Annotated in this window: 19 protein-coding genes; 14 read left to right on the top strand and 5 right to left on the bottom strand. The window is 60.1% G+C overall.

The window, feature by feature from the left end; genetic code table 11:
* Window positions 1–138: 138 nt before the first annotated feature.
* Complete coding sequence (locus ACEN8Z_RS03845; protein ID WP_008003227.1) at window positions 139–1452, bottom strand: ATP-binding protein; 1314 nt, start codon at window positions 1450–1452, stop codon at window positions 139–141.
* A gap of 115 nt (window positions 1453–1567) precedes the next feature.
* Window positions 1568–2308, bottom strand: a complete 741-nt coding sequence (gene ompR / locus ACEN8Z_RS03840) for an osmolarity response regulator transcription factor OmpR (protein ID WP_008003231.1) — start codon at window positions 2306–2308, stop codon at window positions 1568–1570.
* A gap of 361 nt (window positions 2309–2669) precedes the next feature.
* Here ompR and ACEN8Z_RS03835 point away from each other — a divergent pair, with 361 nt between their 5' ends.
* The 7 genes from ACEN8Z_RS03835 (at window position 2670) to tauD (ending at window position 11081) form a co-directional block, all read left to right on the top strand.
* Complete coding sequence (locus ACEN8Z_RS03835) at window positions 2670–4994, top strand: Tex family protein (RefSeq protein ID WP_007983156.1); 2325 nt, start codon at window positions 2670–2672, stop codon at window positions 4992–4994.
* Window positions 4994–5377 carry a PaaI family thioesterase gene (locus ACEN8Z_RS03830; RefSeq protein WP_495596827.1) on the top strand — a complete coding sequence of 128 codons (384 nt, stop codon included), beginning with the start codon at window positions 4994–4996 and terminating at the stop codon, window positions 5375–5377. The genes ACEN8Z_RS03835 and ACEN8Z_RS03830 overlap by 1 nt, the downstream gene beginning before the upstream one ends.
* Window positions 5378–5650: 273 nt before the next feature.
* Window positions 5651–7234, top strand: coding sequence for a glutamate--cysteine ligase (gshA, locus tag ACEN8Z_RS03825; RefSeq protein ID WP_495596826.1), 1584 nt, complete (start codon window positions 5651–5653; stop codon window positions 7232–7234).
* Window positions 7235–7474: 240 nt separating this feature from the next.
* Complete coding sequence (tauA, locus tag ACEN8Z_RS03820; RefSeq protein ID WP_495596825.1) at window positions 7475–8452, top strand: taurine ABC transporter substrate-binding protein; 978 nt, start codon at window positions 7475–7477, stop codon at window positions 8450–8452.
* A gap of 15 nt (window positions 8453–8467) precedes the next feature.
* Window positions 8468–9262, top strand: coding sequence for a taurine ABC transporter ATP-binding subunit (gene tauB / locus ACEN8Z_RS03815; protein ID WP_495596824.1), 795 nt, complete (start codon window positions 8468–8470; stop codon window positions 9260–9262).
* Window positions 9259–10092, top strand: a complete 834-nt coding sequence (gene tauC / locus ACEN8Z_RS03810) for a taurine ABC transporter permease TauC (protein ID WP_495596823.1) — start codon at window positions 9259–9261, stop codon at window positions 10090–10092. The genes tauB and tauC overlap by 4 nt, the downstream gene beginning before the upstream one ends.
* Window positions 10093–10238: 146 nt before the next feature.
* On the top strand, window positions 10239–11081 hold the full coding sequence (tauD, locus tag ACEN8Z_RS03805) for a taurine dioxygenase (RefSeq protein WP_495596822.1): 843 nt from the start codon (window positions 10239–10241) through the stop codon (window positions 11079–11081).
* A gap of 142 nt (window positions 11082–11223) precedes the next feature.
* Here tauD and mgrA read toward each other — a convergent pair whose 3' ends face one another.
* Window positions 11224–12261 carry an L-glyceraldehyde 3-phosphate reductase gene (gene mgrA / locus ACEN8Z_RS03800; protein ID WP_495596821.1) on the bottom strand — a complete coding sequence of 346 codons (1038 nt, stop codon included), beginning with the start codon at window positions 12259–12261 and terminating at the stop codon, window positions 11224–11226.
* 237 nt (window positions 12262–12498) lie between these two features.
* On the opposite strand from mgrA, the gene ACEN8Z_RS03795 reads away from it, so the two are divergent.
* A complete protein-coding gene (locus ACEN8Z_RS03795) occupies window positions 12499–12759 on the top strand; it encodes a hypothetical protein (protein WP_495596820.1) in 261 nt (86 codons plus the stop codon).
* A gap of 24 nt (window positions 12760–12783) precedes the next feature.
* Here ACEN8Z_RS03795 and betT read toward each other — a convergent pair whose 3' ends face one another.
* Both betT and epsC read right to left on the bottom strand, forming a co-directional pair.
* Window positions 12784–14745, bottom strand: a complete 1962-nt coding sequence (gene betT, locus ACEN8Z_RS03790) for a choline transporter BetT (RefSeq protein ID WP_162130689.1) — start codon at window positions 14743–14745, stop codon at window positions 12784–12786.
* Window positions 14746–15137: 392 nt separating this feature from the next.
* Window positions 15138–16064 carry a serine O-acetyltransferase EpsC gene (epsC, locus tag ACEN8Z_RS03785; protein ID WP_007983137.1) on the bottom strand — a complete coding sequence of 309 codons (927 nt, stop codon included), beginning with the start codon at window positions 16062–16064 and terminating at the stop codon, window positions 15138–15140.
* 190 nt (window positions 16065–16254) lie between these two features.
* Here epsC and ACEN8Z_RS03780 point away from each other — a divergent pair, with 190 nt between their 5' ends.
* From ACEN8Z_RS03780 to ACEN8Z_RS03755, 6 genes are all read left to right on the top strand, one after another.
* On the top strand, window positions 16255–17247 hold the full coding sequence (locus tag ACEN8Z_RS03780) for a D-cysteine desulfhydrase (RefSeq protein WP_495596819.1): 993 nt from the start codon (window positions 16255–16257) through the stop codon (window positions 17245–17247).
* Window positions 17248–17549: 302 nt separating this feature from the next.
* Window positions 17550–18344: a cystine ABC transporter substrate-binding protein gene (tcyJ, locus tag ACEN8Z_RS03775; protein ID WP_108231455.1), complete on the top strand. Its 795-nt coding sequence runs from the start codon at window positions 17550–17552 to the stop codon at window positions 18342–18344.
* Entirely contained in the window at window positions 18344–19009 is a 666-nt protein-coding gene (gene tcyL / locus ACEN8Z_RS03770) for a cystine ABC transporter permease (protein WP_007972897.1), read from the top strand. Before tcyJ ends, tcyL begins: the two co-directional genes overlap by 1 nt.
* 4 nt (window positions 19010–19013) lie before the next feature.
* The gene (gene tcyN / locus ACEN8Z_RS03765; protein ID WP_477753105.1) at window positions 19014–19769 is read left to right on the top strand and encodes an L-cystine ABC transporter ATP-binding protein TcyN; all 756 of its coding nucleotides are present in this window, start codon (window positions 19014–19016) and stop codon (window positions 19767–19769) included.
* Between the two features lie 484 nt (window positions 19770–20253).
* The gene (locus ACEN8Z_RS03760) at window positions 20254–21018 is read left to right on the top strand and encodes a hypothetical protein (protein WP_495596818.1); all 765 of its coding nucleotides are present in this window, start codon (window positions 20254–20256) and stop codon (window positions 21016–21018) included.
* 232 nt (window positions 21019–21250) lie between these two features.
* Window positions 21251–22483 (top strand): SfnB family sulfur acquisition oxidoreductase, encoded by a 1233-nt coding sequence (locus ACEN8Z_RS03755; RefSeq protein WP_495596817.1) that lies wholly within the window; start codon window positions 21251–21253, stop codon window positions 22481–22483.
* Window position 22484: the final 1 nt, after the last annotated feature.

Below are 22484 nucleotides of genomic sequence, written 5' to 3'. Positions count from 1 at the left end.
CGGCAGGGATGCCGCCATCGCGAGCAAGCTCGCTCCCACAGTGATCTTCAGTGAACATACAATTTGTGTTCAACACGATCACTGTGGGAGCGGGCTTGCCCGCGAAGGGGCCTTCAGCCCCTCTGCAAAATCCTGTTTTTAAACAGCATCCCGCGGCAACATCAACCCCAACGGCAAGCGCACCCGCGCTTCCAGCCCACCACCCGAGCGGTTACGCAACTCAACGTTGCCGCCATGCATCGAAGCAATCCGCTTCACGATCGCCAACCCTAAACCGGTGCCCTTCCCGCCCCGGGCACGATCACCGCGGGTGAACGGGTTGAATATCGCTTCCAGTTCCGACGGATCAATACCGGCACCACGGTCCATAACACTCAGCACCACATACGGCGCGCTGGTGTCCCCGGACACATACGCCGCCACCTCTACACCGCTGCCGGCATGATGCAGCGCATTGCCGATCAGGTTGTTCAGCAGTCGCTTCATCGACACACGACGCAATGGAAACGGCTGAATCGGCTCCAGGCGCAGCCGCACTTTCTCTTCATTCTGGTTGTAGGGCGCAGCGACTTCGCGGACCAGGTCGCTCAGGTCAACTTCTTCCACCGACTCGTCGCGCCCGTCCCGAATGAACGCCAGGAACTGATCGAGAATCGCGTCCATGTCTTCGATATCGCGCACCATGTCGTCGGTCAGATCGGTACGATCACCCATCAATTCCAGGGACAGACGCAAGCGGGTCAACGGCGTGCGCAAGTCATGGGAAACCCCGGCCAGCATCAGCTCACGCTCGCGACCGGCCTGCTCGACGTCTTCGGCCATCTGGTTGAAAGCGCGGTAAACCTCGGTCATCTCACTCGGCGTATCGCTGATCGGCAGGCGCACGCTGCGCCCCTGGCCCAGTTGCCGCGCGGCATACACCAGACGTTTCAAAGGTTGATTGAGCTGGCTGACGAAGATCCAGGCCGAAGCGGTGGAAAGCAGACCAATCGCGAGGAACCAGCCCAGTACATTCCAGATTTTCTGGCCGCGCAACGGATGGGGATACAGGGGTACTTTCAGCCAGCCATCCCCCAGGCTTGGTGCCCGAACCCACAGCGCCGGTGGCGAATGCATGCGCAGCCGGACTTCAGTGTCGGCACCCAGCTCCGCCTGCATCTGCCGCTGGTAGATCTCGCTGTAAGGCCAGTGTTGTTCGCCTTCCGGCACGCCGGCACCCACCACCCGGATCAAGGTCGCGGCCTCGGCGATCTTGCCGCGGCTTTCTTCATCGGCGGCCCAATAGGCACGCAGCGTCAGGGCGACACCGTGGCTGTACTGGCGGTCCACCAGCACGTCTTCGTTCATCAGCAGATAAACCAGGGTCAGCGCCTTGGAGAAGAGTACGACGATGAGCACCAGCCAAAGGGTGCGGGAGAAGAAGCTCTGGGGGAACCAAACGGGGGTTTTCATGAATAACCGTTAAACACTTGCAGGAGAGAGCGATGCTCGCATATTGCGGTTTGCGAGTCTGCGGACAGGATCGATTGATCCGGTGTCCGCATGACCCGCTCCTACAAATCGCCAATCACTTGGTGGCGGTACCATCCGGAACAAACACGTAACCCACGCCCCAGACAGTCTGGATGTAACGCGGTTTGGAGGGGTCGGGTTCAATCATCCGGCGCAGACGGGAAATCTGCACATCGATGGAACGCTCCAGGGCATCCCACTCGCGGCCACGGGCCAGGTTCATCAATTTGTCGCGGGTCAGCGGTTGACGCGCGTTCATCACCAGGGCCTTGAGCACAGCGAATTCACCGGTGGTGAGCATGTGCACTTCTTCGCCACGCTTGAGCTCGCGGGTGGCCAGGGACAACTCGTAGTCACCGAAGGTCACGCTTTCGTCTTCGCTGCCCGGGGCGCCAGGCACCGGAGCCGACTGGCGACGCAATACCGCTTTGACTCGGGCCATCAGCTCATCCGGGTTGAACGGCTTGGCCAGGTAATCGTCGGCGCCCAGTTCCAGGCCCTTGATGCGGCTCAACTCGTCGCCCTTGGCGGTGAGCATGATGATCGGAATCTGGTTGTTCGCGTTGCGCAAACGGCGGCAGGCGGTCAGACCGTCTTCGCCGGGCAACATCAGGTCGAGGACGACCAGGTTGAACACTTCGCGCGCCAGCAGGCGATCCATTTGCTCAGTATTCGGTACGGCGCGGGCGCGATAGCCCTTGCTGACGAAAAAACGTTCCAACAGGCTGCTGAGGCCCGGATCGTCGTCAACAATAAGAATTTTTTCGCCTTCAGCAATGTTTGCAGTGCTGCTCATTGGATGCTCCTTTGATCTCGGCGCGCATTATGGCGTAGCTGCCGTTATACGCACCGTGTGCATTGTTAGCAGATTTTTCCTTTAGCGCCAGAAAACCGGCCGTTGTGCCTGCTGCCTGCGATGCCCCCGAACGACAGAACGCTGGTTATAATGCGCGGCCTTTTGTGTCAGGCAACATCAGACAGGTACTACAGACAGACGCCATTTATTTTCATGGCGTCGGCAGTAATTGTTCGATTTCACGGGTCAACGGGATACCTTTTGATCCAGGTAGCGGCGCAGGCCAGGCCGCTCAACCAGACTCGCCGAGCCCTTATCCTTGCGCCTGCGAGCCTGCTTTCACAATTTGTCAGGTGGTTTTATGGACAGCATCAACAGCCGCATCGCCGAGGAACTCGGTGTACGCCCACAACAGGTCGAAGCGGCCGTCGCGCTACTCGATGAAGGCTCTACCGTTCCCTTCATCGCCCGTTACCGAAAAGAAGTGACCGGCAGCCTCGACGATACGCAATTGCGTCATCTGGAAGAGCGCCTGCGCTACCTGCGAGAACTCGACGAACGGCGCATCAGCATCCTTGCCAGCATCGAAGAGCAAGGCAAGCTGACGCCGCAACTTGAACGCGACATCAAGCTCGCCGACACCAAGACCCGTCTCGAAGACTTGTACCTGCCGTACAAGCAGAAGCGCCGCACCAAGGGCCAGATCGCCCTGGAAGCCGGCCTCGGCGAACTGGCCGACGGCTTGTTCAACGACCCGTCCCTGAGCCCGGAAACCGAAGCCGCACGTTTCATCGACGCAGAAAAAGGCGTGGCCGATGTGAAGGCTGCTCTCGAAGGCGCCAAGTACATCCTCATGGAGCGCTTCGCCGAAGACGCCGGCCTGCTGGACAAGCTGCGCAACTACCTCAAGCAGGAGGCCACCCTCAGTGCCCGCGTGATTGCCGGCAAGGAGGAGGAAGGCGCCAAGTTCCGCGACTACTTCGAACACGACGAACCACTGAAAAGCATGCCGTCGCACCGCGCACTGGCGATTTTCCGTGGCCGTAACGAAGGCATCCTCAGCTCCGCGCTGAAAGTCGGCGACGAACTGCCGGGCACCATGCACCCGTGCGAAGGCATGATCGGCCAGCATGTCGGCATCCAGAACCAGAACCGCGCCGCCGACAAATGGCTGGGCGAAGTGGTGCGCTGGACCTGGAAGGTCAAGCTCTACACCCATCTGGAAACCGACCTGCTGGGCGAACTGCGCGATGGCGCGGAAACCGAAGCGATCAATGTATTCGCCCACAACCTGCACGACCTGCTGCTGTCGGCCCCGGCCGGCCCGCGCGCCACTTTGGGCCTCGACCCTGGCCTGCGTACCGGGTGCAAAGTGGCCGTGGTTGATGCCACCGGCAAGCTGCTGGATCACGCCACGGTTTACCCGCACGTGCCGCACAACAAGTGGGACCAGACCATCGCGGTACTCGCCGCCCTGTGCGCCAAGCACTCGGTGGACCTGATCGCCATCGGCAACGGTACCGCCAGCCGTGAAACCGATAAGCTGGCCGCCGAGCTGATCAAAAAATATCCAGCGATGAAGATGACCAAGGTCATGGTTTCCGAGGCCGGTGCATCGGTTTACTCGGCGTCGGAACTGGCCTCCAAGGAATTCCCGGACCTCGACGTGTCGATCCGTGGCGCCGTGTCGATTGCCCGTCGCCTGCAAGATCCGCTGGCTGAGCTGGTGAAGATCGATCCGAAATCCATCGGCGTTGGCCAGTACCAGCACGACGTGTCGCAGCTGAAACTGGCCCGTGGCCTGGATGCAGTGGTCGAGGACTGCGTGAACGCCGTCGGCGTGGACGTGAACACCGCTTCCGTGGCGTTGCTGGCACGGATTTCCGGCCTCAACGCAACCCTGGCGCAGAACATCGTCAGCCACCGCGACGAACATGGCGCGTTCAAGACCCGCGCCGCGTTGAAGAAAGTCGCGCGCCTGGGCGAAAAAACCTTCGAACAGGCCGCCGGATTCCTGCGCGTGATGAACGGCGACAACCCGCTGGACGCCTCCGCGGTACACCCGGAAGCCTATCCACTGGTGCAGCGTATCGCCGCCGAGACCGACCGCGACATTCGCTCACTGATCGGCGACAGCGGTTTCCTCAAGCGCCTCGATCCGAAGAAATTCACCGACGAAACCTTCGGTCTTCCGACCGTCACCGACATTCTCCAGGAGCTGGACAAGCCAGGACGCGACCCGCGTCCCGAATTCAAGACGGCCGAGTTCCAGGAAGGCGTCGAAGACCTCAAGGACCTGCAGCTGGGCATGATCCTCGAAGGCGTGGTGACCAACGTGACCAACTTCGGTGCATTCGTCGATATCGGCGTGCATCAGGACGGTTTGGTACATATCTCCGCGCTTTCGGAGAAATTCATCAAGGATCCACGGGAAGCGGTGAAGGCCGGTGACGTGGTGAAAGTGAAGGTCATGGAAGTCGACATCCCGCGTAAACGCGTGGGCCTGTCGATGCGCATGAGCGACACCCCGGGCGAGAAAATCGACGGCGCTCGCGGCGCGCGTCCGGGATCAGCGCCACGCCAATCCCAGAACACTGCACCGCGCAAGGAAACCACGGCAGCAGCACCGAGCAACAATGCCATGGCTTCGCTGTTCGCCAATGCCAAGCAGTTGAAGAAACGCTGATGGACATTCCCGCCGGGCTGACCGAAAGCGCGTTTTTCAAGCTGTTGGGTTGCCGCTTGCACAGCCTGGAAACCGGGGTGGCGCAAGTCGCCCTGGCGCTTGAACCCGAGCTGCGCAATCGCGGTGGCAAGCTCCACGGCGGGGCCTTGTTCAGCCTGGTGGACATTGCCATGGGGCTGGCCTGTTCCAGCACCCATGGCTTTGACCAGCAGAGCGCGACCATCGAGTGCAAGATCAATTACATCCGCGCCGTCTCTGGCGGCGAGGTGATGTGCACGGCGCGGGTGATCCACCCGGGCCGCCGCACACTGGTGGTCGAGGCCGATGTGATGCAGGGCGACAAACTGGTCGCAAAAGCACAAGGCACGTTCGCTGTCCTGTAGCTAGATGTCATCGATTTGAGTTAATTTCGACGCAATGAAACCTGTGGGAGCGAGCTTGCTCGCGATGGCGGTGTGTCAGACGACGTTAATGTTGACTGATACGCCCTCATCGCGAGCAAGCTCGCTCCCACAGGGATTGTGCAGTTACTGACTGACCGGCACATGGCCTGTGCGGCTCGAAAAACCAGGCGAAAACGCCAGTTTTAACTTCACCCTTGTAGACCGTCTTGCCCACCCCCATATTGGGGCGACTGACGCGTGAAGGAATCCAACTTGAGCGAACTTCTCAACCGCCGCCTGGCCCTGCTCGGCGAGCGCGCTAACCTCTCTCTGCTCGAACAGTGCCTTCACGGCATCGAACGTGAATGCCTGCGCGTGACCGGCGAAGGTCGCCTGGCGCAAACGCCGCACCCGGAAGAATTGGGTTCCGCGCTGACCAACGAACAGATCACCACCGACTACTCCGAGTCGCTGCTGGAGTTCATCACTCCGGCCCTGCCTGACCCGGCGGATACGTTGGCGAGCCTGGACAGGATTCACCGCTTTGCCTACAGCAAGCTCGGCAACGAGTATCTGTGGAGCCCATCGATGCCGTGCCCGTTGCCGGCCGAGGAAGACATCCCGATCGCCTATTACGGCACGTCCAATATCGGGCAGCTCAAGTACGTCTACCGCAAGGGCCTGGCCCTGCGTTACGGCAAGACCATGCAATGCATTGCCGGCATCCACTACAACTTTTCCCTGCCGGAAAAACTCTGGCCGCTGCTCAGGCAGGCCGAAGGTTTTGTCGGCACCGACCGCGATTTTCAGTCGTCATCCTATATCGCGCTGATCCGCAACTTCCGCCGCTACAGCTGGCTGCTGATGTACCTGTTCGGTGCTTCACCAGCACTGGACGCCGGCTTCCTGCGCGGTCGTCCGCACCAGTTGGAACAACTGGACCCGCAGACTTTGTACCTGCCGTACGCCACCAGCCTGCGCATGAGCGACCTGGGTTACCAGAGCAATGCCCAGGCCGGCCTGACGCCGTGCTACAACGATCTGAACAGCTACACCGACAGCCTGCGCAAAGCGGTGGCCACGCCGTATGCGCCGTACGTCGAAGTCGGCACCCACCAGGATGGCGAGTGGGTGCAGCTCAACACCAACATCCTGCAGATCGAAAACGAGTACTACTCCAACATCCGCCCGAAACGCGTGACCTACACCGGCGAGCGGCCGATCCAGGCGCTGATGGCCCGCGGCATCCAGTACGTCGAAGTACGCTGCCTGGACATCAACCCGTTCCTGCCGATGGGCATCGACCTCACCGAGGCGCGTTTCCTCGATGCATTCCTGCTGTACTGCGCCCTCAATGACAGCCCTCTGCTGACCAACACCAGTTGCGGCAACGCGACCTCGAACTTCCTCAGCGTGGTCAAGGAAGGTCGTCGTCCGGGCCTGCAACTGCAACGCGACGGGCAGCCGGTTGATCTTAAGGAGTGGGCCGGCGAGCTGCTGGAAAAAATCGCTCCGCTGGCAGCGATGCTCGACCAGAGCCATGGCGGCGATGCCCACAGCAAGGCGCTGGACGCCCAGATGGCCAAGGTCCTGGACCCGTCCCTGACGCCGTCGGCCCAGGTATTGGCGGCGATGGCCGAGCACAAGGAGAGCTTTGCCCAGTTCTCCCTGCGCCAGAGCCAGGCCCATGCCGAGTTCTTCCGCAGTGAGCCGTTGGCGCCTGAAGAACAAAGCAGGTTTGAAGAACTGGCGCGTTCATCGCTGGCTCAGCAGGTTGAGCTGGAACAGAACGAAGTCGGTGATTTCGATGTGTTTGTCGGGGCGTACCAGGCGAGCATTCTGGCAATCAGCAACTGAAGGTCCTTCGGACCTTATCGCGAGCAAGCTCGCTCCCACAGGGTTCAATGGTGTTTGCACGATTGTGCTCACACCGAAGATCCACTGTGGGAGCGAGCTTGCTCGCGATGACCGCGTAGCGGTCGCTCCTCAAGTTTTCCTCTCATAAGCTCATTCGAAAAAGTTATTTATTTTCGAATTCTTAGATCATTTAGTCTCTTTCTCATGCCGACACTCGGTCGCCTGACAAGGAGCTTTCTGATGAAACTGACTTTCCCTCTACGCTTGCTGGCGGCCGCTTCCTTGGCTACCGCAAGTTTCTTTGCCCAGGCAGCCGGTGTCACCGTCGCCTACCAGACCACCGTTGACCCGGCGAAAGTCGCCCAGGCCGACGGCGCCTACGAAAAAGCCACCAAGGCCGATATCAGCTGGCGCAAATTCGACAACGGTGCCGATATCATCGCCGCCATTGCCTCCGGCGACGTGCAGATCGGCTACCTCGGCTCCAGCCCCCTGACCGCCGCAATCACTCGCAAAGTCCCGGTAGAAACTTTCCTTATCGCCACCCAGATCGGCGCCGCTGAAGCCTTGGTCGCCCGCGATGGTTCCGGGATCAAGACCCCGCAAGACCTGGTCGGCAAGAAAATCGCCGTGCCGTTTGTATCCACCGGCCACTACAGCCTGCTCGCCGCACTGAAGCACTGGAACATCGATCCGTCGAAAGTCACCGTTCTCAACCTGGCGCCACCCGCGATCATTGCCGCCTGGAAACGCGGTGACATCGACGCCACCTACGTCTGGGACCCGGCCCTCGGTGTAGCCAAGGAAAACGGCAAAGTGTTGATCACCTCTGGCGAGCTGGCCAAGTTCGGCGCACCGACGTTCGATGCCTGGATCGTGCGCAAGGATTTCGCCGAGAAGCACCCGGAGATCGTCACCGCATTCGCCAAAGTGACTCTGGATGCCTACGCCGATTACCGCAAAGACCCGCAAGCCTGGCTCGCCAATCAGGGCAACGTCGACAAGCTTGTAAAACTGTCCGGCGCCAAGGCCAGCGATATTCCACTGCTGCTGCAAGGCAACGTCTACCCGCTGGCGGCTGACCAGGTGATCACTCTCGGCGCACCGACCACCAAAGCCATCACCGACACCGCGGCGTTCCTCAAGGAACAAGGCAAGGTCGAGGCTGTGCTGCCGGACTACGCGCCATACGTCAGCGCCAAGTTCATCACCAACTGATCGGGAGTCAATGCGATGGCCTTGCTACAGCTGGAGCGTATCAGCGCACAGTACCCCGGCAACCCGGAACCGGTGTTGGCGGATATCTCTCTGAGCCTCGGCCCCCGGCAATTGCTGGTCGCCCTCGGCCCGTCCGGCAGTGGCAAGACTTCGCTGTTGAACCTGATTGCCGGTTTCGTCGAGCCCGGCGCCGGGCGCATCACCCTCGATGGCGTGCCCGTCAAAGGCCCGAGCGCCGAGCGCGGCGTAGTGTTCCAGGACGATGCGCTGTTGCCATGGCAGGACGTGTTGGCCAATGTCGGTTTCGGTCTTGAACTGGCCGGCATCGCCCGGGACAAACGCGAAGTTCGCGCCAGGGAAATGCTCGCCCTGGTCGATCTTTCCGGCTTTGAACAGCGCCGCATCTGGCAGCTCTCGGGCGGCCAGAAGCAGCGTGTCGGTCTGGCCCGTGCCCTCGCCGCCGACCCGCGCGTGTTGCTGATGGACGAACCTTTCGGCGCCCTCGACGCCTTCACCCGCGAGCAGATGCAGGAACTGTTGCTGCAAGTCTGGCGACGCACCGCCAAACCGGTGTTCCTGATTACCCACGACATTGAAGAAGCCGTGTTCCTCGCCACTGACCTGATTCTGTTGGCGCCGAACCCGGGGCAAATCGTCGAGCGCCTGAGCCTCGATTTCGGTCAACGTTACGCCGCCGGTGAGTCGGCTCGTTCGATCAAATCCGACCCGCGCTTTATCGAAACCCGCGAACACGTACTCGCCAAAGTGTTCTCCCAACGCAGTGCCGCCCAGCGGCAGGAGCGCGCATGAGCAGTTATGAAATCCCCGTCGCGGCGATAAAACCGGGCTCAGCCGTGATTCCGGTAAATCGCCACTTGAGTACTCGCTGGATCAGCGTGCTGACACTGGCCGCGCTCGTTGCCATTTGGTGGGTCGTTACGGCGACCGGTTTGATCGAGCCGCTGTTCCTGCCGCCTCCTTCCGCCGTGCTGCAAAAAGGCTGGCTACTGGCGACCTCGGGTTATATGGACTCAACCCTGTGGCAGCACCTCGGCGCCAGCCTCAGCCGCATCGGCCTGGGCCTGGGCTTCGCGGTGCTGACCGCCGTGCCGGTGGGGATAGCCATCGGCGCCAACCGTATCGCCCGTGGCGTGCTCGATCCGTTGATCGAGTTCTACCGGCCGATTCCGCCGCTGGCCTACCTGCCACTGATCGTGATCTGGTGCGGTATCGGTGAATTGTCGAAAGTGCTGCTGATCTACCTGGCGATCTTCGCCCCGATTGCCATCGCCACCGCCACCGGTGTGCGCACGGTCGACCCGGCCAAATTGCGTGCCGCGCAGTCGCTGGGCGCAACGCGCGTACAGTTGATTCGCCACGTCATTTTGCCGAGTGCCTTGCCGGACATTCTGACCGGTGTGCGCATTGGCCTCGGCGTGGGGTGGTCGACCCTGGTCGCCGCCGAGTTGATCGCTGCCACCAGCGGTTTGGGCTTCATGGTGCAATCGGCCGCGCAGTTCCTGGTCACTGATGTGGTGGTGCTAGGGATTCTGGTGATCGCGCTGATCGCCTTCGCGATGGAAATGGGCCTGCGTGCCCTGCAACGCAAGCTGGTGCCGTGGCATGGCCAGGCCCACTGAATAATTGCCCTGTGAGTACCCCTGTGGGAGCGAGCTTGCTCGCGATGGCGGTTGCACGTTCAACACTTGTGTCGCCTGACCGTCCGCTATCGCGAGCAAGCTCGCTCCCACAAAAGCTCGACACCCCCGGATCAATGAGAACCACCATGAGCCACCCAACCATTGTCCCCTTAAGCTCGGCCCTCGGCGCGCAAATCAGCGGCATCGACATCAGCCAGCCACTGAGCGCGGAACAACGCAATACCATCGAACAAGCCCTGCTCAAACATCAAGTCCTGTTCTTTCGCGACCAGCCGATCACACCGCAGCAACAAGCACGATTCGCCGCCTGTTTCGGCGACCTGCACATTCATCCGATCTACCCCAATGTGCCGGAACAACCGCAAGTGCTGATCCTCGATACCGCCGTCACCGACGTGCGCGATAACGCGATCTGGCACACCGACGTGACCTTCCTGCCGACCCCGGCAATGGGCGCGGTGCTCAGTGCCAAGCTGCTGCCGGAGTTTGGCGGCGACACGTTGTGGGCCAGCGGCATCGCGGCGTATGAAGCCTTGTCGGCACCGATGAAAACCTTGCTCGAAGGCCTGACCGCCACCCACGATTTCACCCGTTCGTTCCCGCTGGAGCGCTATGGCAACACGCCCGAGGCGCTGGCCCAGTGGGAGGAAGCACGGCGCAAGAATCCGCCACTGTCGCATCCAGTGATCCGCACGCATCCGGTGAGCGGACGGCGCTCGCTGTTCGTCAATGAAGGCTTCACCTCGAAGATCAACGAGTTGTCGGAAACCGAGAGCGAGGCGATTCTGAAGTTTCTGTTTGCCCACGCCACACGGCCGGAATTCACCATACGCTGGCGCTGGCAGCAGGACGACATTGCGTTCTGGGACAACCGCGTGACCCAGCATTACGCGGTAGACGATTACCGCCCGGCGCGGCGGGTGATGCAGCGGGCGACGGTGTTGGGGGATGTGCCGTTTTTTCGTTGAGCTCCAAATTCTTTACTGGTTGTCTTGACCCCTTCGCGAGCAAGCCCGCTCCCACATGGGATTTGTGTCGACCACCAACCTGTGGGAGCGGGCTTGCCCGCGAAGAGGCCGGAACAGGCACCAAAAATCCAGTGCCGATCACTTACTCCGCAGTCGAAGGCTTCTCCCAAAGATTGATCCCACCCTCCTGGGCAAATCGATCTATCTCCGCCAGTTCCTCTGCACTGAAGCTCAGGTTCTTCAACGCCCCGACGTTCTCGATGATCTGCTCCGGCCGGCTCGCACCGATCAGCGCCGAAGTTACCCGAGGATCGCGCAGGGTCCAGGCCAGCGCCAGTTGCGCCAGGCTCTGACCGCGACGTCTGGCAATTTCGTTGAGCGCTCGCACGTGGGCGATGTTGGCCTCGGACAAGTGCGACGCCTGCAACGAGCCTCCACCCGGACGATTGACCCGCGCATCCGCCGGCACGCCGTTGAGGTATTTGTCAGTCAGCAAGCCCTGGGCCAGTGGCGTGAAGGCAATCACGCCAGTGCCGAGTTCGTCGGTGGTATCCAGCAGGTCTTCTTCCACCCAGCGATTGAGCAGGTTGTACGCCGGTTGATGGATCAGCAACGGGACTTTCCACTCCTTGAGCAACGCGGCCATTTCACGGGTTTTCACCCCGGAATAAGACGAGATGCCGATGTACAGCGCCTTGCCCTGTTGCACCGCTGTCGCGAGTGCGCTGGCGGTTTCTTCCAGTGGCGTATCCGGGTCGAATCGGTGGGAATAGAAGATGTCGACGTAGTCCACGCCCAGACGCTGAAGGCTCTGGTCGAGGCTGGCCAGCACATACTTGCGCGAACCGCCGCCCTGACCGTAAGGGCCCGGCCACATGTCCCAACCGGCCTTGCTGGAAATGATCAGTTCGTCACGGTACTGCTTGAAGTCTTCACGCAGCAAACGACCGAAGTTGATCTCGGCGCTCCCATACGGCGGGCCATAGTTGTTGGCCAGGTCGAAATGGTTGATGCCCAGGTCGAATGCCGTGCGCAACAACGCGCGCTGGGTATCGATCGGCGTGCTGTCGCCGAAGTTATGCCACAGGCCCAGCGACAGCGCCGGCAACACCAGACCGCTGCGGCCTACGCGGCGGTAAGGGATGGCGTCATAGCGGTTTTCGGCAGCGGTGTAAGTCATCGAATCCTCTCTTGTCGGTCTTGAATCTGGTATCGACTGGTTTGCCAGTCGCCCAGCATACGCCCGGATCAAAGCCAAAAAACCTGAGAGTCGATGAATTGCTGAAACGTTTCACAGAAAATTTATTTGCCCGGAGAATGGAACAAAACAGCGACAGGCTTGCGTGATCAGGGTCGACAGGAACAAAGTCGCCAAAGCAATGAAGAGGCGATACCTATCACCAGGACGGAACCAGCCATGCACACCACAATCATCATCACCTTCGGCCTCGCCTTGCTCGCCCTGATGCTGTTCATCGGCGAGAAACTCGGCTTCAGCCGCCAGACACTCACCTACAGTTTCGTGATCCTGTGGCTGGCGCTGACAGTGATCAACGGCGCCGTCGGCGTGGTAACCGCCGGCCAGTCGTTGAGTACGGAACTGGGGATCGGCACGATGGTGTTCAGCATTCCGGTGGCGGCACTGGTGTTGTTCATGGTGCTGAGCGCCGAGACCTGAAAAGCCCCGGCGCCCTGCCCGCGATCAACGCACCAGGTGCAGGAACTGCATGTGCCGTTCGTACTGGTCGAGGATGTCGTTGATGATCTGCTCCTTGGTGTACCCCATCAGATCGTAGTCCTGACTGCCCTCGCTCAGATGCACTTCGGCCCGATAGTAACGGCGATTGTTGAGCTGCTTGGAACCCATGCCGCCCCGGGCAAAAGACGGCGTGAAATAGCCGCGCATCTGCACTTGATAAACGAACGGATGCTGATCGCCATGGCCGATCTCCAGGCTGACGCTGTCATTGGCCGGGTCAGGGTGGGTCGCTACGTGCAAACCCTTTTCGATGAACACGGCAGACACTTCTTCAATCGCCGGGCGCACCGTCGTATCGAGGAAGCGATAGACCTCGTCCCGCGACGGAAAATGTACCGCCTGACTCAGGCGCTGACGCCAGCCGCCCTTGCCACGCAGGGAACCCGAGACCGGCGCCAGTGAATGCATCTGCGCAATCTTTTTCTGCGATTCCAGATAAAACGCCTTGTGCAGCCCCCACATCATCAACAGCAAGATCAACGAGAACGGTAGCGAGGTCAGGACCACCGCCGACTTCAACGCATCGATGCTGCCCGAGAACAGTAATGCACTGGTCACCAGTGCGGTCATCGCACCCCAGAACACCCGCAGCCATTTCGGCCCGTCTTCATCGGGACTGCCGCCCTTGGCGGACAGCGTCGACAGCACCACGGTGCCAGAGTCGGCGGAAGTGACGAAGAACACGAAACTGATGAACACAGTCACCGCGATGACGGTTTTGCTCCACGGGTAGGTTTCCAGCAGCAGATAGAGCGTCATCGACGGATTGTCGATGGCCGACATGCCGAGCGCACTCATGCCGTGGTTGAGCACTTGATCGATGGCGCTATTACCGAAAATCGACATCCACGCCAGGGTGAACCCGAGCGGAATCAGCAGCACGCCGAAGACGAATTCGCGGATGGTGCGGCCACGGGAAATCCGCGCAATGAACAAGCCCACGAACGGCGACCATGCGATCCACCAGGCCCAGTAGAACACTGTCCAGCCGCCCAGCCAGTCGCTGGGTTTGTCGTAGGCGTAGAGGTCGAAACTCTTCATCGGCAAGGCGCCGAGGTAATCGCCGAGGTTCTGGATCAGGGTATTGAGCAAATGCTGCGTGGGACCGGCGAACAACACGAACAGCAACAGCGCACAGGCCAGCAGCATGTTGATGTCGGACATGACCCGCACGCCCTTGTCGACGCCGGATACGGCGACGATGATCGCCGCGCCCATCATCAGGGTGATCAGGCCGACCTGAATCCATTGGGTGTGGGCGATGCCGAACAGGTAGTCCAGGCCCGAGTTGAGGTGCAACACACCAAAGCCCATGTCGGCGCCAAGGCCAAACACCGTGGCGATGATGCCGAAACCATCCACCGCGTAGCCGATGGGGCCATTGATGCGCTTGCCGATCAGCGGATACAGCGCCGAGCGCAGGGCCAGCGGCAGGTTGTGCCGGTAGGCGAAATAGGCCAGCGCCATGCCGACAAAGGCGAACACGCCCCAGCCATGCAGGCCCCAGTGCAGAAACAATATCTGCATCGCCTGACGCGCCGCATCCGCTGTACCGGCCTCGCCCTGGGGCGGTTGCAACATGTGGGTCAGCGGCTCGGACACGCAGAAGAAAAACAGGGTGATGCTGATCCCCGCGGCGAATAGCATGCCGGCCCAGGACAGGTAACTGAATTCGGGTTCGTCGTGGTCGGCACCGAGCTTGATCTTGCCGTAGCCGGACAAGGCGGTGACCACCACGAAGACCAGATACAGGGTCATCGCCAGCAGGTAATACCAGCCAACCGTGTTGGCCGCCCAGTTTTGCGCCGCCAGCAACCAGGCACCGGCCTGTTCGGGCATGGCGATGACAACGACACCAAACAACAGAATGAAACTCGCCGAGAACCAGAACACCGGCGGATTCATGCGGATCAGGCCGCTTGGAGGGATGGACGATGCACTCATGTTCGGTGCACCTCGAAGGGGTAAAACGTGGCTGTAGAAATCGGACTCAGCAAAGGCAAGCCTCCTGTTGTGAGCGGGCAGCGAACCGCCGGTTTAACTTGAATGAACGTTCAAGTTAAACATGGATAGGGGGCTAAGGACTAATCGCAGGGCTCGGCGGTACTGGTTGTACGCTAGCTCAATGGAGGATCTGGTGCGGGATTGGCGACTCGATTCGGCTTGAAATTCAATCGCGAGCAAGCTCGCTCCCACAGTGGATCCTGGTTGAACACAAAAGCTGTGAACGACAGAAAACCTTGTGGGAGCGAGCTTGCTCGCGATGGGGCCAGACCAGTCAAAGAAGATTCTGGAGCCTACTTCTGCGCCCCGTCATCATGCTGCAGATTCGCCTGGGTCAGGTTGCTGCCCGCCGGCACGCTGCGGGTCAGCCAGACGTTGCCGCCAATGGTCGAGCCCTGGCCGATGGTGATCCGTCCGAGAATCGTCGCCCCGGCATAAATCACCACGTCATCCTCGACAATCGGATGCCGCGGCTGGCCTTTCTGCAACTGACCGTCTTCGTCTGCCGGGAAGCGCTTGGCGCCCAACGTCACGGCCTGATAAATCCGCACGCGCTCGCCGATGATCGCCGTCTCGCCAATCACCACGCCAGTACCATGGTCGATGAAGAAACTGCGACCGATCTGCGCGCCGGGGTGAATGTCGATACCCGTGGCCGAGTGGGCGATTTCTGCGCTGATACGCGCCAGCAACGGCAGCCCGGCACGGTACAAATGGTGAGCCAGACGATGATGAATCACCGCCAGAATCCCCGGGTAGCACAACAACACTTCATCGACACTGCGCGCGGCCGGGTCGCCGTGGTAGGCCGCCAGCACGTCGGTGTCCAACAGGCTGCGCAACCCCGGCAGGGCGAGGGCGAAGTCCTGAATGATCTGGATGGTTTTGGCTTCGACCTCGGTATCGGCCTGGGCACTGTGGCGCGCGGCGTAGCGCAATTCGAGCCGCGCCTGGGCCAACAGCGCATTCAACGCCACATCCAGCGTGTGACCGACGTAGAAGTCTTCGCTCTCTTCGCGCAGGTCCACCGGCCCCAGGCGCATCGGGAACAATGCCCCGCACAGGGCTTCGAGAATCTCCGCCATGGCCGCACGGGAGGGCAGCTCGCGACCGCCCTGCTCGGTACTGGCCCGGCCATTTTGCGCTCGCCATTGCTCACGCGCGGTGCGCAGCTGGCTGACGATGGTCTGCAATTGCCAATGGCTGGAACGCTCACTCACGGTAAAAACTCCTCACGGGCGACCGGACTGTCTGGCCGCACTGACGGCAATTACTTTACGGCAAGGGTTGCAAGGCAAATTAAGAACCAATAGTGCTGTGCTCAGTACGATTGGCTATAAGCGATTGGCGGTTGCCCAGGCTTTTGGGCGTGCCTATAGTCCTGAGACCTTCAACGGCCAGTACGGACCCATGATCAAACAACAGCTCGCCCGCTTTAACCGCCTCGACCTGCTCGGTCAGCCCACCGCCCTGGAAAAACTCGAACGCCTGTCGACCTGGCTGGGTCGCGACGTGTACGTCAAACGCGATGACCTGACGCCGCTGGCGATGGGCGGCAACAAGCTGCGTAAACTCGAATACCTGGCCGCCGATGCCTTGGCCCAGGGCGCCGACACCTTGATCACGGCGGGGGCGCTGCAATCGAACCACGTGCGCCAGACGGCTGCCATTGCGGCGAAACTGGGTCTGGGCTGCGTAGCCCTTCTGGAAAACCCCCTCGGCACCGATGACAGCAATTACACCGGCAATGGCAACCGCCTGCTGCTCGACCTGTTCGATGCCAAGGTCGAACTGGTGGAAAACCTCGATAACGCCGACGAGCAACTGCAAGCCCTGGCCGGCCGACTGCGCAGCAACGGCAAGAAGCCGTACCTGGTGCCGATCGGTGGCTCCAATGCCTTGGGTGCTCTGGGTTACGTGCGTGCAGGGCTGGAACTGGCCGAACAGATCAAGGACACCGGCCTGGCCTTCTCCGCCGTGGTTTTGGCCTCGGGCAGCGCCGGCACTCACAGCGGCCTGGCACTGGCATTGAGTGAAGCACTGCCGGATCTGCCAGTGATCGGCGTGACGGTTTCGCGCAGCGATGAAGATCAGCGGCCAAAGGTTCAAGGCCTGGCCGAACGCACTGCCGAGCTGCTGGGCGTGGACCTGCCGGACGCTTTCAAGGTCGAGTTGTGGGACGAATACTTCGCCCCGCGTTATGGCGAGCCGAATGCCGGCACACTGGCGGCGGTGAAGCTGCTGGCGAGTCAGGAAGGCTTGCTGCTGGACCCGGTCTACACTGGCAAGGCCATGGCCGGGTTGCTCGACGGGATTGGTCGTCAGCGTTTCGACGACGGCCCGATTATCTTTCTGCACACCGGCGGGGCTCCGGCGCTGTTTGCCTACAAGGATTATCTGTAGGAGCGAGCTTGCTCGCGATGGACGACAGGGCACCGCGGGGTGTCAGGTTGCCAGCGTTATCGTTGACGACCATCGCGAGCAGGCTCGCTCCTACAGTCAAAACGTAAGCTATTCCAAAATGAAATAAGCAGAAGAATAACTATTATTTTCCAATCTAAAAACGCCATCATATAGTCATGCTACAGGCGAATTTCCCGAGAGACGCATACGCTGCTTTAAGGCAGGATAGCGCTGTCGCTTAACTCCCGATTTCGCCAAATTTTCGCAAAAGCGTCTTCCATAAGAAAACACAGGGGCTTGTCATGAATTTTTCCGCACTACGTCGCAATCTGCTGGTGGGCTCGCTGGGCCTGGCTCTGAGCGCTGGCCTGATTGGCCAAGCCGTTGCCGGTGAGCAACTGCAAAAAATCAAAGACGCCGGCGTGATCAACGTTGGCCTGGAAGGCACTTACCCACCGTTCAGTTTCGTCGACGCCGACGGCAAACTGGCCGGCTTCGAAGTCGAGTTCTCCGAAGCCCTGGCCAAAGAGCTGGGTGTCAAAGTCAAACTGCAACCAACCAAATGGGACGGCATCCTCGCGGCGCTGGAATCCAAGCGTCTGGACGCGGTCATCAACCAGGTGACCATCACCGAAGAGCGCAAGAAGAAGTACGACTTCTCCACGCCTTACACCGTTTCCGGGATTCAGGCGCTGACCCTGACTAAAAACAAAGACACCATCAAGACCGCCGCCGATCTGGCCGGCAAGAAAGTCGGCGTAGGCCTGGGCACCAACTACGAGCAGTGGGTGAAAGAGAACGTGCCTAAGGCTGACATCCGCACCTACGAAGATGATCCGACCAAGTTCCAGGACCTGCGTGTCGGTCGTATCGACGCCATTCTGATCGACCGCCTGGCCGCACTGGAATACGCCAAGAAGGCCAAGGACACCACCGCCGCCGGTGACGCGTTCTCCCGTCAGGAAGCCGGCATTGCCCTGCGCAAAGGCGAGCCTGAACTGCTGGCCGCGGTGAACAAGGCAATCGACAAGCTGCGCGCCGATGGCACCCTGAAAAAGCTCTCGGAAAAATACTTCAACGCTGACGTCACTCAATAATGGAAGAAGCTTTCCAACTCGCACTGGACTCCGTGCCCTTCCTGCTCAAGGGCGCGTACTACACGGTGATCCTCAGCCTGGGCGGGATGTTCTTCGGCCTGGTGATGGGATTCGGCCTGGCGCTGATGCGTCTGTCGCGCTTCAAACTGGTGAGCTGGATCGCCCGCATCTACGTTTCGTTCTTTCGCGGCACGCCGTTGCTGGTGCAACTGTTCGTGATCTATTACGGCTTGCCGCAATTGGGTCTGGAACTTGATCCACTGCCGGCAGCCCTGATCGGCTTCTCGCTGAACATGGCCGCCTACGCCTGCGAAATCCTGCGTGCCGCGATCAGCTCCATCGAGCGCGGCCAGTGGGAAGCGGCTGCCAGTATCGGCATGACCCGCGCGCAGACCCTGCGCCGGGCCATCCTGCCGCAAGCGATGCGCACGGCTTTGCCGCCGCTGGGCAACAGCTTCATTTCGCTGGTCAAGGACACTGCGCTGGCCGCCACCATCCAGGTACCGGAACTGTTCCGTCAGGCACAACTGATCACCGCCCGTACTTTCGAAATCTTCACCATGTATCTTGCCGCCGCACTGATCTACTGGGTCCTGGCCACGGTGCTGTCGCACCTGCAGAACCAGTTGGAAGCGCGGGTCAATCGGCACGACCAGGAGTCCTGACCCGATGATTGTCGTGGAAAAACTGACAAAGCAGTTCAAGGGTCAAGTCGTGCTCAACGGCATCGATCTTGAGGTCAAGGAAGGCGAGGTGGTGGCAATCATCGGCCCTAGCGGTTCGGGCAAGACCACCTTCCTGCGCTGCCTGAATTTTCTGGAAGAACCCACCAGCGGCCGGATCAAGGTCGGTGATATCGAGGTCGATACCAGCCGTCCCCTGAACCAGCAGCAGAGCCTGGTGCGGCGTTTGCGCCAGCACGTAGGTTTCGTGTTCCAGAACTTCAACCTGTTCCCCCATCGCACCGCCCTGGAAAACGTCATCGAAGGCCCGATCATCGTGAAGAAGATCCCGCACGCCGACGCCGTTGCCCTGGGTAAAAAGCTCTTGGCCAAGGTTGGTCTGGCGGGCAAGGAGGACGCTTACCCGCGTCGCCTCTCCGGTGGTCAGCAGCAGCGCGTGGCGATTGCCCGGGCGCTGGCGATGGAGCCGGAAGTGATCCTGTTCGATGAGCCGACCTCGGCCCTCGACCCGGAACTGGTGGGCGAGGTGCTAGCGACTATCCGCGGCCTGGCCGAAGAGAAGCGCACCATGGTGATCGTCACCCACGAAATGGGATTTGCCCGGGACGTGGCCAACCGGGTGGTGTTTTTCGACAAGGGCGTGATCGTCGAGCAAGGCGAAGCGAAGGCGTTGTTTGCCAACCCGAAAGAAGAGCGGACAAAGCAGTTTCTCAGCAAGTTCCTGAATAACGCTCACAACTAATAACCTGCGCAACAACGGTCAACTTCCACGGATGGAAGTGACACCCCATTCAAAAAAACCACCCCAACAATATCAAACTAAACTTATATGTTCGACATGCCTTTTTTGTAGTCGCGTGCGGTACATATATATGCTTCGCAACAATTCAGTCGAGTGACTCCATTCGGTCACCTACCGCATGGAATGACCGGCCACCTGCCACCAAACGTCCGCATAACAAGGCATTCAGCAGATAAAGTCGACACGGCGACAGGGTTTACTTACTTGTCACCGTAGGAGTTTTCTGAATAGCATCAAACATCAGCCACAACTAACAAATCTTATTGACACTGGTTATCCAGAACTCTTATCTAGTCTCCAACCAGCGACACTCACCACGCTCAAATCATTATTTCAATTCAAAGTAATGAAAGGTTTTGCTGTTCGATATTTAGTTTTTGACTTTCCAGAAACGGACTTCGTTGCAAGACTTCAAGGAGACTTCATGAAAAGCACCTCGAACAAATCCGGGCTTGCGGCCCCGACCCTGGCGCAATCCAACAAGACTGGCATCAACGTCACTTGCGCGGCGCACCTGCTGATCGATGTGGCGCCCTACCCCGCCATGGACGCAGGTGACCTGATTGAACTGTTCTGGGACAACTGCTACGTGGCCTCCCGCGTGCTGACGGCCAGCGATGTCGGCCAACCGGTGCAGTTGCGGGTGCCTGAAAGTTTTATCGCCAACGGTACTTCGCGCATTCATTACCGGGTCATGCAAATTGGCCGGGGCCCGGCGGTATCGGTCAGCCGCAACGTGCAGATCAAACTCGACTGTCCAGGCGGCCAACCTTCGGCGCTGTGCGGCGATGAAAACCAGTGCCTGGCACCGGTGAGCATTCCCGAGGCGATTCGCCGTCAGGGGGTCAATCCGAATCAGGTCAAACGCGGTGTTCCCTTGACTATCGAGCCATACCTGAACATGGCCGTCGACGACGAAATCACCCTGCGCTGGGGCGATGTGCGCATGGATCTGCCACGGCTCAAGTCCGCCGATGTGGGCCAGCCGATCCAGGTCTGGATACCGCCGGCCATCATCCTCGAAGCCGGCGAAGATCTGCGGCTGGAAGTGACGTACTGCATTCTCGACAGGGTGGGCAACAACTCCCGCTGGGCACCGGCCCGCACCCTGAAGATTGGTTGTGCCAATCCTTATCTGAAAGTCCCCCCGAAAAAAGTGCTCAAGGCTGCCGAGTCCCGCAAGCAATGAAGACAGGGGTCAGTGCACACCAGCTGAATCATCCTTCTATTCATATTCCTAAAAGTTAGTTCATAAAATATTTATACACGTTTAGGGTATATGAACCGGACCACCGGACATCCTTGTTTTCGTTCGCCGCCTTCTGCGGCGCTTCCATAAGATGTGAGGTAGGTATGGTCCGGAACACAATCACCCCAGTGCAGATCGCCAGGGCATTGCGTGCAGCCAAGGAGTGGCACTGATGTCCAGTCTGGCAGACGCAATCGTCCAGAGTGACCTGGACATCGCCCCGTTGTTGTTGCCCGCACAAGTCTTGCGCAACGATGCTCAAGCCATCAAGGCGGCCCACGAACTGGCGCAAGTCGCGCGCCTGCAAGCGGCCAAACGTGACCAGCAGCGCAAGCTCCCATGGTCTGAAATCGAACAGTTCACCCGTAGCGGCCTGGGCAGCATTTCCATCCCCCGCGAGTACGGTGGCCCGCAGGTTTCGTTCGTTACCCTGGCCGAGGTCTTCGCGATCATTTCCGCCGCCGACCCGGCGCTTGGGCAGATCCCGCAAAACCAGTTCGGCATTCTTAACCTGATCCTCGGCAGCGCTACCGAAGCGCAGAAAAGACAACTGTTCAAAAACGTCCTGGATGGCTGGCGCATCGGCAATGCCGGGCCGGAACGTGGCACCAAAAACACCCTTGAACTGAAGGCACGCCTCACCGCTGACGGCGTCCTCAACGGCCAGAAGTTCTATTCCACCGGTGCACTGTTCGCCCATTGGGTCGCGGTCAAGGCATTGAACGACGACGGCAAACAAGTGCTGGCGTTCATCCGTCGCGGCACACCGGGTTTGCGCATTGTCGATGACTGGTCGGGTTTCGGTCAGCGCACCACCGCCAGCGGCACCCTTTTGCTCAATAACGTGCAGGTCGATCCCGACCTGGTTGTGGATAACTGGCGGATCAACGACACGCCAAACATCCAGGGTGCCGTCTCCCAACTGATTCAAGCGGCTATCGACGCCGGTATCGCCCGAGGCGCCATCGACGACGCCATCGACTTCGTGAAAACCCGCGCCCGGCCGTGGATCGACGCCAAGGTCGAACGGGCCAGCGATGACCTGTATGTGATCGCCGACATCGGCAAGTTGAAAATCGAACTGCACGCCGCCGAAGCGCTGCTGCGCAAAGCCGGGCAAGTGCTTGATGAAGTCAGCGCCGCACCGCTCACCGCCGAGTCCGCCGCCCGCGCCTCGATTGCCGTGGCCGAAGCCAAAGTGCTGACCACCGAGATTTCGTTGCTGGCCAGCGAAAAGCTGTTCGAACTGGCCGGCAGCCGCGCGACCCTCGCCGAATTCAACCTCGACCGCCACTGGCGCAACGCCCGGGTGCACACGCTGCACGATCCGGTGCGCTGGAAATATCACGCCGTTGGCGCCTATCGCCTCAACGGCACGCTGCCTAATCGCCATTCCTGGATTTAAC

The sequence above is a fragment of the Pseudomonas sp. Pseusp10 genome, assembly GCF_059492225.1.
This window is presented reverse-complemented; position numbering and strand designations above follow the sequence as displayed.